Here is an 11,967-nt window from a genome sequence, read left to right as displayed (position 1 = left end):
TTAAAAGGTAACGCGCTTGTTTGACCGTTATGAAGCCGGTGAACAGGCTGTACTTGTTCATGTTAATTTTTCCGACGAGAACAGTAAAGAAGACTTAAGTGAGCTTGAATTGCTTGTGTCTTCAGCAGGGGTTAATGCGGTAGAAGTTATTACGACTTCGCGCAGTGCGCCTCATGCTAAGTTTTTTGTTGGTTCAGGTAAGGCAGAGGAAATAGCAGCGGCAGTGAAAGCACACGATGCCAACGTTGTTATTTTCAACCACGCGCTTTCTCCTTCTCAGGAGCGTAATTTAGAAGCGGTGTGTAAATGCCGGGTGTTAGATAGAACGGGGCTAATTCTCGATATTTTTGCGCAGCGCGCAAGAACACATGAGGGTAAGCTTCAGGTCGAACTAGCCCAGTTGAGGCATATCTCAACTCGTCTCATCAGAGGATGGACCCACCTTGAGCGTCAAAAAGGTGGTATTGGTCTTCGCGGTCCAGGTGAGACACAGCTAGAAACTGACCGTCGACTACTTCGTGGTCGTATTAAAGCCATTCTTCGTCGTTTGGAAAAAGTGCAAAAGCAACGCGAGCAGGGTCGCCGCTCGCGCAAACGCGCTGAAATTCCAACGGTATCCTTAGTTGGCTATACGAATGCGGGAAAATCGACGCTGTTTAACACCATTACCGACTCACACGTTTACGCTGCCGATCAGCTGTTTGCAACGCTAGATCCCACGTTACGCAAAATCGATTTAAAAGACGTAGGGCCGGCTATTTTAGCCGACACGGTAGGTTTTATTCGTCATCTTCCCCACGACCTCGTTGCTGCGTTTAAAGCGACACTTCAAGAGACTCAAGAAGCAGATTTACTGCTCCATGTGGTTGATATTGCTGATGCAAAATATCGCGAAACTATGGATGAAGTTAATGATGTACTTGAAGAAATTGAAGCTGGAGAGATTCAACAATTACTAATCTGTAATAAGATTGATAAACTAGACGACGTTCAACCGCGTATAGAAAGAAACGACGAAGGCGTGCCTGTTAGAGTGTGGCTATCTGCACAAACAGGCGAAGGAACGGAATTATTGAGCCAGGCTTTAACCGAATGTTTAGGTAAAAGCATGGTGAATTACACATTAAAGATTCCGCCTGCACAAAGTCGATTGCGCGGCGTGTTGTACGAACTAAACTGTATTGCTAGTGAAGAATACGACAGTCAGGGAGACTGGGTAGTTGATGTGAGAATGCCCGCCGCTGACTGGAACAGACTTGAAAAACGTCTGGAAAACGGAATATCAGAGTATGTTGTGCGACATTAGTCAGTGCTAGTCACTGCATTGAGCATGCGAAATTCAAAAATATAACAGTAATCTATGGAGTATCAGCATGGCTTGGAATGAGCCGGGTGGCAATAATAACGACCCGTGGAAGAATCGCGGTGGGAAAGAGCAAGGTCCCCCAGATTTGGACGATGTTTTTAAGAACTTATTTGGTAAGTTTGGAAAGTCAGGTGGCAACGGTGGCGGCTCAGGCAAAAGCCTAGGTGGTATCGGCGCTGGTATTCTTGTAGGTTTACTTGTCGTAATTTGGTTCATTAGTGGTTTTTACACTATTCGTGAAGCAGAGCGTGGCGTAGTGCTTCGCTTCGGTGAGTATCACGAGCAGGTTGAGCCGGGTCTTCGTTGGGCGCCAACGTTCATTGACTCAGTAATCCCAGTTGATGTTCAGTCAATTCGCGACCAGTCATCTTCAGGCTCTATGCTTACAGAAGACGAAAACGTGGTAAGCGTTCAAATGGAAATGCAATTTCGCGTTGTAGACCCATATCGTTGGACGTTTGCCGTTGAAAGCCCTGAGCAGAGTTTAAGTCAGTCTCTTGATAGCGCTATTCGCTACGTAGTTGGCCACTCTAAAATGGACGACGTACTTACCGACGGCCGTGAAGTAACGCGTCAGCGTGTATGGGAAGAGCTTCAAGCGATCATTGAACCCTACAACATGGGTGTTTCCATTATCGATATGAACTTCCGTGATGCCCGCCCACCAGAGCAAGTTAAAGATGCTTTTGATGATGCGATTGCTGCACAGGAAGATGAACAACGTTTTATTCGTGAAGCTGAAGCTTATGCGAGAGAGATTGAGCCACGTGCACGTGGTCAAGTAAATCGTATGAATGAAGAAGCGCAAGCCTATAAAGAGCGTGTAACGTTGGAAGCGCAGGGTGAAGTGGCACGTTTTGAAGAGCTGCTTCCACAATATGAGCGCGCACCTCAGGTTACTCGCGAACGTATCTATCTTGAAACCATGGAAGAAGTGTTGGGTAACACCAGTAAAATCATGGTTGATAGCAAAGGCGGAAACAACATGATGTACCTGCCTCTGGATAAAATTATGGAGCGTCAGCAGTCGTCGTCTAACGATCGCTCACGCAACACGCTAGAAAGCTTACAAACACCTGTAACTGATACTTCAGGCAGAAGCCGTAATTCGTCGCCAACCTCTGGTTTACGCGGTGACAGCTACAGAGAAGGGAGATAAGCATAATGAAGAATTTATTAATAGCAGCATTCGTTCTTCTTGTTTTGCTTGCATCAGGTTCTCTGTTTGCAGTTAAAGAGGGTGAGCGTGCCATTGTTATTCAATTTGGTAAGGTTCAGCGCGATGACGCGACCGGTGAAACTCGAGTTTTTGAGCCAGGTTTACACTTTAAACTTCCGTTTATTGACTCGGTACGCCATCTAGATGCGCGTATTCAAACGTTGGATGGAACGCCTGATCGCTTTGTAACAAGCGAGAAGAAAGACCTGATTGTTGACTCTTATGTTAAGTGGCGCATAGAAGACTTTGCACGTTACTACCTATCAACGGGTGGCAACAAGCTGCAAGCAGAAGCGCTACTGAAGCAAAAAGTAAACAACGGCCTACGTTCTGAGTTTGGTACTCGTACTATTGCACAAATCGTTTCTGGTGAGCGTTCAGCGCTTATGAACCAAGCAATGGAACAAGCTTCTACATCGTCTGACGAGCTTGGTATTGAAATTGTAGACGTACGCGTTAAGCAGATTAACTTACCTACTGAGGTGAGCAACTCGATCTTCCAGCGTATGCGCGCAGAGCGTGCCGCCGTAGCTCGTGAGCATCGTTCAGAAGGTCAAGAGCAAGCCGAAGTCATTAAGGCAAACATCGATGCTAAGGTAACGGTAATGCTTGCTGATGCTGAGCGTAATGCACGTCAACTTCGCGGTGAAGGTGATGCAATTGCGGCACAAATTTACGCTGACGCTTACTCAAAGAATGCTGATTTTTACAGCTTCCTGCGCAGTATGGACGCGTATAAGCAAAGCTTTAACAGCAAACAAGATGTCATGGTTATTGCACCAGACAGCGACTTCTTCAAGTATATGAACAAGTCAAACGGTAACTAAATAGCCGTAATTTTAAGCTTTAAAAGCCAGTCTTTTTAGACTGGTTTTTTTACGCCTTTTGAAAGGCTAACGGTATGATATAGCGGGTTATATTTAATCTGCGTAGCCGGGCAATTTAGGAAAATGTACACTGACTTAACCCTTCATTTACCCTATCCACTGCCAAAATTTCACTAAATCGGGTAAAATACCGTCTGAATACTATTAAAACACGTCACTATTTATGTACAACGTTGATGCCTTCCCAGCATTAACCTTGGTGTGGTAGACGTCAATAAACGACAGAGGGAAGATTTTGACAACGGAAAATACAAATACAGTGTCTGCCGATGATAGGGGCGGACAAGGTGGGTTATTCTCGCGATTTCTCACCACGGTGGAATGGTTAGGAAACCTGCTCCCACATCCAGTAACGCTGTTCGCTCTGCTTTCACTTTTCATTGTGTTACTTAGTGGGATACTTGGTTACTTTGACATTGCTGTAGCTGACCCTCGCCCAATAGGTGCAAAGGGGCGTGAAGAAGACGGTATGATTGAAGTCATATCGCTGATGAGCGCAGAAGGTTTGCAGCGAATAGTGACAGGCTTGGTTACCAATTTCACAGGCTTTGCGCCACTGGGTACCGTACTTGTTGCGCTTCTTGGTGTATCGGTAGCAGAACATTCTGGCCTGTTATCAGCAGCAATGCGCGCGTTGGTGATGAATGCCTCTAAACGTGCCGTGACCTTTGCTATCGTCTTCGCAGGTATCATTTCAAACACAGCATCAGAGCTTGGCTACGTGGTACTTATTCCACTGGCAGCGATGATTTTCCACTCGTTAGGTCGTCACCCGTTAGCGGGTCTGGCCGCCGCGTTTGCAGGTGTATCGGCTGGCTATAGCGCCAACCTACTGCTTGGAACCGTCGACCCACTGTTGTCGGGTATCACGGAAGCCGCTGCTCACATGATTGACCCCGACTATATGGTAGGCCCAGAAGTAAACTGGTACTTCATGTTCATCAGTACCTTCGTTGTAGCCACAATGGGCGCGTTGGTCACCGAAAAGGTTGTTGAGCCGAGACTCGGTAAATTTGACCCTGCTGATGCTTCCATAGATTTAGGCAAGCAATCAATGGACGCGCCTACGGATTTAGAAAAGAAAGGCCTGCGTTGGGCCGGTATATCGTTTGTTATTGTGTGCGCGATACTAGCGCTAACGGTAGTGCCAGAAAACGGTATATTGCGTCATCCAGAAACAGGTGAAGTAGCGGGCTCTCCGTTCCTTAAAGGTATTGTTGCATTCATATTTATCACCTTTGCTATTCCTGGCTTTGTTTACGGTAAAGTTACCAAGTCGATGAAGAACGACAAAGATGTTATTGATGCCATGTCTAAAAGCATGGGGGCAATGGGTCTTTACATTACGCTAGTATTCTTTGCTGCGCAGTTTGTTGCGTTTTTCAAATGGACAAACCTAGGCACAGTATTAGCCGTTAAAGGTGCTGCGTTGTTACAAGCGGCAGGGTTAGATGGCCCAGCGGTGTTTATTCTGTTTATTTTGATGTGTGGTGTAGTGAACCTGTCGCTAGGGAGTGCATCAGCGCAATGGGCGGTAACAGCACCTATTTTTGTGCCAATGCTCATGCTCATAGGCTACGCGCCTGAAGTGATTCAAGCTGCATACCGTATTGGTGATTCAGTCACAAACGTTATCGCACCTATGATGAGCTATTTCGGACTAATCTTGGCCATGGCTGCAAGGTACAAGAAAGACTTGGGAATGGGCACGCTCATTGCCATGATGCTGCCTTACTCAATGGTGTTTATCGTAGGTTGGACAATTTTGTTCTACATTTGGGTGTTCCTACTCGGTATGCCGGTAGGCCCGGGCGCAGCGACTTACTATCAGCCTTAAATAGATAGCTTTACGAGCTGCCTCACGCATAATGCGGCAGCAAACTAAGAAAGCGGCATGTGTTTTTGAAAAGTATTTTCGAACACCTGTCGCTTTTTTAATGTCCAAAATCTATTAACGCAATCGCACTTTTTTGGCGTTATAGCAGATCATAATCTAAGGTAATTCAGTATAATACGGATATAGCGCAGTACTTCTCGGACTATGAATACATGAAATACAAATCGAACAAAGGTTTTACTCACGGGCAACCAGATAAAATTGGCGTACTGGTAACGAATTTGGGGACACCGGAAGCGCCAACTAAGCAGGCGTTACGCCCTTATTTGAAAGAGTTTCTTTCTGACCCGCGGGTTGTGGAAGTGCCTAAAGCGATTTGGTGGTTTGTATTAAATGGTATTATTCTAAACTTTCGCCCCAAGCGCTCGGCAGAGGCTTATTCCACCGTATGGACGGAAGAAGGCTCTCCACTTATGGCTATTACTAAAGCGCAAGCATCAGCTATTGCTGAACGCTGTAAAGCCCAATATGGCGATGACGTAATTGTTGATTTTGCCATGCGCTACGGCAAGCCCGCCATTGGTGATACCATCGAGTCCATGTTGGAAAAAGGCGTACGCAAACTCGTCGTTTTACCGCTTTACCCTCAATACAGCGCGTCGACAACTGGCTCTACATTTGATGCTATCGCTAAGGATTTCACCTCTCGCCGTTGGCTCCCAGAACTTCGCTTCGTGAATCACTATCACGACCGCGATAATTTCATTACCGCGCTGGCGAACAAAGTAAAAGCGCATTGGGAAACCCATGGAAGGGCGGACAAGCTTATTTTGTCTTACCACGGTATTCCTAAGCGCTATTTAATGAATGGTGACCCCTATCACTGCGAGTGCCACAAAACGTCGCGCTTGCTTGCCGAGAAACTTGGCCTTTCACACGACGAATATATGACAACCTTCCAATCTCGTTTTGGTCGAGAAGAGTGGTTGAAACCGTATACAGATGAAACGTTAAAGTCTTTACCTGAAAAAGGGGTGAAATCCATTCAGGTTATGTGCCCTGGCTTCTCAGCCGATTGCTTGGAAACTATTGAAGAAATTGGTGAAGAGAATCGCGAGTACTTTATGGAAGCTGGTGGTGAGCGCTATGAATACATCGCGGCACTTAACAGTGACAAAGAACATATAGACGTGCTTTTTGACATAGTGCAAGAAAACCTGCATGGGTGGACAGTACAGTCGGACAACGGTTTGCGCGCAGGCTTAGCAAGAGCGTTAGGCGCTGAAAAGTAGCGTTTGAAAAGCTGACAGTAAACGTTTCGAGGAAAACCAATAGGGAAATCACCCTTGGTGGCGCATTTATTATATTGAAAGGGAGATAAGGTCGTGGAAGGCAAAGCACCAAAGGCACTACTTAAAGCGCAAAAACTGGCGAACTTGCTGGATACTGCTGTAAAGCTCCCTTTTATCCCAATAAGAATAGGCTTGGATTCAATCGTGGGCCTTATCCCAGGAGCCGGTGACGCGCTGATGCTCTTCGTTTCACTTCGAATAGTTTGGCTGGGAAAATCATTGGGTATGCCCAAAGCGCTAATAGCTCAAATGGTAAAAAACTCAGCAATCGACTTTGGCTTAGGTTTTATTCCATTTGTTGGCGACATTGTGGATATATTCTATAAAGCCAATCAGAAAAATGTCCGTATTATGGAGCGCTGGTGGATAAGCGAAAATAAACATAAGGTAGATAAAGTAACACAGAAGGCGCTATCCGAATGGAGTGCTGAATAACCTAGGTTTAGTTACCCAAATACCTGCGCTTTTTTCACTTTGCTTATTTACTGTGTAAAGCTACGTAAAGCTTGAGTAAATAAGAGAACCTTGCCCTTTAGCTAAATGTCCTTTTTGCAAAGACAACCAAGGGCAACGTACGATGACATCAAAAAAATTAACGGAAGAGCCGTTAAAGCGACGCCGCTTTATGAAAACAGCGGTGGGACTTACATTGGCTCCTATTGCTATCGGATTGTGGGGGTGTGGAGGTTCCAATTCCGCCTCTGACAGTTCCACAACATCTAACTCCTCATCTTCCAATAACAACACCGATTCAAATGCCGAACCTGAAGAAGATTTTGACGGTTGGGCAAGCGGTGGCACGTCAGCTATGACATCAGATTTTCCAGACGATAGTTTATTTGACACTGCTTCTGTATGCAGTGTGGCTCTCACAGGTTCTCAAACGGAAGGCCCGTGCTATTTTCAAAGTGACTATCTTGACGACATCTCATATGAGCAAACAGGTTTGCCGATGATGTTGTGTCTTCAGTTAATTGATGAAGCGTGTAATCCCCTATCGGGTTATGAAATTGAAGTATGGCATTGCGATGTAGATGGCGTTTATTCAGGAGATACCAGTGATAGTGTCGATGCCAGCGGATTTAATTCGGCATTTTGCACGGGAAATGAAGCGGATGCATTAAGTGCGAAGTGGTTCAGAGGTATTTCGGTGACAGATGCTAGCGGAAGAATAAACCTAAAAAGCTGTTTTCCCGGCTGGTACAGCAGCCGAGCTATCCACATCCATTTTCGTATACGTCGCAACAATACTGATCAATTGGTTTCTCAATTTGGCTTTTCCGATAGCTTTTGCCAAGACATTTGTACCAATCATCCCGACTACAGTCACCGGGGTGAGCCAGACACGTTGCTGGGGCAAGATACAGTGTTTGGCAGTGACTACAATGAATATACATTTAGTGTGTCACAAAACGAAGATGGTTCTTTGCTCGCATACAAGCGCATAATAATCAGTGATTAGACTTCCTTTTTCTCTCCTATACACTATTTTTTAACATGCCCGTTAGCAACGGGCATTTTATTACGCACAGTAAACCCATTCGCAGCATTGTTTCGTAGCACAACTAATAAGAACTTTATTTTCTGCTCAAATTACAAGGAGCGTGCAGCACATGAAAGCGTCCGATTTATTTGTTAAAGCGTTAGAAGCAGAAGGCGTGGAATACGTCTTTGGTATCCCAGGTGAAGAAAACCTCGACTTACTTGAGTCGTTGCGCGAGTCCTCTATTAAACTGGTGCTGACGCGTCACGAGCAAGGCGCTGGTTTTATGGCTGCTACATACGGCAGGCTTACCGGAAAAGTGGGAGTGTGCCTTTCGACCTTAGGACCTGGGGCCACTAATCTAGTTACTCCCGCGGCTTATGCTCAACTTGGTGCTATGCCAATGTTGATGATTACTGGGCAAAAGCCGATCAAAACCAGCAAACAAGGTCGATTTCAAGTTATCGACATCGTTGACATGATGCGGCCGATCACTAAATTCACCAACCAGATTGTGAGTGGCGATAGAATTCCTTCTACTGTGCGAGAGGCATTTCGTCTAGCCCATGAAGAGCGCCCGGGCGCTGTACACATTGAACTGCCAGAAGACATTGCCGCAGAACAAACCAGTGCCCAAATACTAACACCTAGCATGGCCCGTCGACCTATCGCCGAATACAAAGCAATTGCTGCTGCGGTTACTATGATTGAAGAAGCCCAGTCACCTTTGTTATTGATTGGCGCCGGAGCAAACAGAAAGCTAACAGCGAAAATGCTCAGGGAGTTTGTTGATAAAACCTGCATTCCATTTGTTACCACCCAAATGGGCAAAGGGGTACTAAACGAAAGCGACCCGCGCTTTGCAGGGAATACTGCTCTGTCTGACGGTGACTTTGTACACAGGGCAATAGAGCGTGCCGATCTTATTATCAACGTAGGCCACGATGTGGTAGAAAAGCCACCGTTCTTCATGCATCACAACGATAAAAAAGTGATTCATGTCAACTTTGATTCGGCTGCCGTAGACCCTGTTTACTTCCCGCAACTCGAAGTCGTTGGAGATATTGCTAACAGCATCTGGCAAATAAAAGAAGGCATTACTCCCCAAGACAGTTGGAAACTCGACTTCTACAAAGATGTGCATCAAGCCTATGTAGACCACCGTGCTGAAGCAGAAGACGATAATCGATTCCCTATCTTACCAGAACGTCTTGTACGCGATATTCGTAAAGTTATGCCTGATAACGGCATTGTTACGTTAGACAACGGCGTATATAAAATATGGTTTGCCCGAAATTACCCCGCATATCATCCGAATACCCTGCTTTTAGACAACGCATTGGCTTCAATGGGAGCCGGTTTGCCATCAGCTATAGCTGCCAAACTAGTGAAGCCTGATGTCCCTGTGGTAAGCGTATGCGGCGATGGCGGCTTTATGATGAATAGCCAAGAAATTGAGACTGCCGTTAGGCTTAAGCTTGACCTTGTGGTGATCATCTTGCGCGACGATGCGTACGGAATGATCAAGTGGAAACAAGCAAACATGCAGTTCGATGAGTTTGGTTTAGATTATGGCAACCCCAACTTTGTTAAATACGCACAAAGTTACGGCGCACAGGGCTGGAGAGTTGACGATGCGGATGTACTTATTCACTTAGTTGATAAGTGTTTGAACACAAAAGGCGTACATATTATCGATTGTCCAGTTGATTACAGTATGAATGACAAAACACTAAATCATACGATTAAAGAGCTTAGCGCCAAGCTTTAAGCCAAACGTAACAGAAAGGTAAGGAGTAAAAAATGTTGAAGGAAAGCTATCCCTATTATTTAGCGAGTGAGCCACATTATGCCAATACCGACTTGGACGTGACTAATAAATACACCGGAGAGGTAGCAACCAAGGTGGCGATGGCCGATGCGGATACCATCGATAAGGCCATTGCTGCAGCAGAAGAAGCGCAGCCTGCGATGGCCGCCATGGCTCCTTTCGAAAGACAAGCGGTGCTAGAGCACTGTGTGAAGCGCTTTACCGAAAGAGCCGATGAGTTGGCACAAGCGCTTTGTATAGAGGCTGGTAAGCCAATCAAAGACGCTAAGGGCGAAGTCAGCCGCCTTATCGATACCTTCAAAATAGCGGCAGAAGAATCAGTGCGTATTAACGGCGAGGTGGTGAATTTAGAAATCTCGGCGCGTGCCAAAGGTTATCAGGGCATGACCAAGAAGGTCCCTATAGGTCCATGTTCATTTATATCGCCGTTTAATTTTCCTCTGAATTTGGCTGCGCACAAGGTGGCTCCTGCAATCGCAGCAGGCTGTACCTTTGTACTTAAGCCTGCCTCGCGAACCCCTATTGGTGCGCTTATTATTGGTGAGGTATTAGCTGAAACCGACTTACCCAATGGCGCATTTTCTATTCTACCTTGTAGCCGCGACGGCGCTGACTTATTCACTACTGATGAAAGACTAAAGCTGCTTAGCTTCACAGGTTCACCTGATGTGGGCTGGGCGCTTAAAGCAAAAGCAGGAAAGAAGCCGGTGGTATTGGAGCTTGGCGGTAACGCCGCATGCGTAGTTGATGAAGATGCCGATATTGAAGACGCCATCGACCGGGTAATTGTCGGAGCTTATTATCAATCAGGGCAAAGTTGTATAAGTGTTCAGCGCCTTTTAGTGCATAGCAAAATATACGATGAGTTTAAGTCGCGCTATGTGGAAAAAGTGAAAGCGTTAGTGTCTGGCGACCCGTCTAATGAAGACACCTTTATTGGCCCTATGATCTCAGAAGGCGAAGCAGAGCGCCTTCACGGCTGGATTGAAGAAGCAAAAGAGAAAGGTGCCACCATTCTATGCGGCGGAACACGAGACGGCGCCATGCTTGAGGCTACGGTAATGGAAAATGTACCAAAGGATTGTGATGCCAGTGCCGAAGAAGCGTTTGGCCCTCTATCTATTCTGGTGCCATTCGATGACTATGACGAAGCGCTTGAAGAAGTAAATAACAGCCGCTACGGACTTCAAGCAGGTGTGTTTACCCGCGATATATACAAAGCGCACAAAGCATGGGACGTGCTTGACGTTGGTGGTGTGGTCATTGGAGATGTACCTAGCTGGCGGGTGGACAACATGCCCTATGGTGGCGTGAAGGACTCAGGTCTAGGGCGCGAAGGTATTCGCTATGCGATTGAAGATATGTCTGAGACTCGCCTTATGGTAATTCGTACTCCTCAGTAGTAGATTGAACTTCACTGCTCAATCAAGCAATGTTCGCGCAATAGTGCGAATATAAGCATTCGAGGGCGAGGCGGCAGGTTTAGATTAATCTGCCGCGTACTCTTCTAGCAGTGAAAGTGGAATAATATCTAACGCTTTTTCATGTGTGGCTTCCAAGCGTACTTTCGGCGCTACACCTGCCTCATAGGCTTGTAGCCAGCGAGCGGCACACAAACACCATCTGTCGCCTGCTAACAGGCCAGGAAATGTCATACTAGGCCACGGCGTGATGAGGTCGTTGCCTTGTCGTAGCGAAAATTGAAGAAATTCGTCAGTGACAACCGCGCATACGCTGTGATTACCCACATCAGCGTCTGGTACATAGCAAAATCCTTCTCGAGTAAATCCAGTATTTCCACAGCATAGCTGGAGTGGGCGTCCATAAACATTTTTTGCGTTCGCCAAAATCAGAACCCTCTTTTACAACGTATGGTTTAATAGGTATGTCTTATTCAAATCGCCAAGTAGCGAATTTAGGATGAATAGAACCTTATCTATCCACCTTATGACCCTGCTCGACAAGGGTCAACAATAAGCGCTACGGTAACTA

Annotated in this window: 10 protein-coding genes; 9 read left to right on the top strand and 1 reads right to left on the bottom strand. The window is 46.1% G+C overall.

Annotated elements, in window-relative coordinates; genetic code table 11:
• The first annotated feature begins 16 nt into the window (after window positions 1-16).
• The 9 genes from hflX to MASE_RS17755 all read left to right on the top strand — a co-directional run bounded on the left by hflX (window position 17) and on the right by MASE_RS17755 (window position 11,378).
• Window positions 17-1,306, top strand: a complete 1,290-nt coding sequence (gene hflX / locus MASE_RS17795; RefSeq protein ID WP_014951091.1) for a ribosome rescue GTPase HflX — start codon at window positions 17-19, stop codon at window positions 1,304-1,306.
• A 67-nt stretch (window positions 1,307-1,373) separates the two neighbouring features.
• On the top strand, window positions 1,374-2,525 hold the full coding sequence (hflK, locus tag MASE_RS17790; RefSeq protein ID WP_014951090.1) for an FtsH protease activity modulator HflK: 1,152 nt from the start codon (window positions 1,374-1,376) through the stop codon (window positions 2,523-2,525).
• A 5-nt stretch (window positions 2,526-2,530) separates the two neighbouring features.
• Window positions 2,531-3,412 carry a protease modulator HflC gene (gene hflC, locus MASE_RS17785; protein WP_014951089.1) on the top strand — a complete coding sequence of 294 codons (882 nt, stop codon included), beginning with the start codon at window positions 2,531-2,533 and terminating at the stop codon, window positions 3,410-3,412.
• A gap of 295 nt (window positions 3,413-3,707) precedes the next feature.
• On the top strand, window positions 3,708-5,309 hold the full coding sequence (locus MASE_RS17780) for an AbgT family transporter (RefSeq protein WP_207198752.1): 1,602 nt from the start codon (window positions 3,708-3,710) through the stop codon (window positions 5,307-5,309).
• Between the two features lie 212 nt (window positions 5,310-5,521).
• Window positions 5,522-6,601 carry a ferrochelatase gene (hemH, locus tag MASE_RS17775; protein WP_014951087.1) on the top strand — a complete coding sequence of 360 codons (1,080 nt, stop codon included), beginning with the start codon at window positions 5,522-5,524 and terminating at the stop codon, window positions 6,599-6,601.
• A gap of 93 nt (window positions 6,602-6,694) precedes the next feature.
• Window positions 6,695-7,096, top strand: coding sequence for a DUF4112 domain-containing protein (locus tag MASE_RS17770; RefSeq protein ID WP_014951086.1), 402 nt, complete (start codon window positions 6,695-6,697; stop codon window positions 7,094-7,096).
• Window positions 7,097-7,238: 142 nt separating this feature from the next.
• Window positions 7,239-8,123: a dioxygenase family protein gene (locus tag MASE_RS17765; protein WP_014951085.1), complete on the top strand. Its 885-nt coding sequence runs from the start codon at window positions 7,239-7,241 to the stop codon at window positions 8,121-8,123.
• Window positions 8,124-8,274: 151 nt separating this feature from the next.
• A complete protein-coding gene (locus MASE_RS17760; RefSeq protein WP_014951084.1) occupies window positions 8,275-9,915 on the top strand; it encodes an acetolactate synthase large subunit in 1,641 nt (546 codons plus the stop codon).
• Between the two features lie 32 nt (window positions 9,916-9,947).
• A complete protein-coding gene (locus MASE_RS17755; protein WP_014951083.1) occupies window positions 9,948-11,378 on the top strand; it encodes an aldehyde dehydrogenase family protein in 1,431 nt (476 codons plus the stop codon).
• Between the two features lie 84 nt (window positions 11,379-11,462).
• On the opposite strand, the gene MASE_RS17750 is transcribed toward MASE_RS17755, so the two are convergent.
• Complete coding sequence (locus MASE_RS17750) at window positions 11,463-11,822, bottom strand: DUF2237 family protein (RefSeq protein ID WP_014951082.1); 360 nt, start codon at window positions 11,820-11,822, stop codon at window positions 11,463-11,465.
• Window positions 11,823-11,967: the final 145 nt, after the last annotated feature.

This window comes from Alteromonas macleodii ATCC 27126 (genome assembly GCF_000172635.2).
GTDB lineage: Bacteria > Pseudomonadota > Gammaproteobacteria > Enterobacterales > Alteromonadaceae > Alteromonas > Alteromonas macleodii.
Note: the sequence above shows the minus strand (reverse complement) of the source record. Positions and strands in the feature narration are given on the sequence as shown.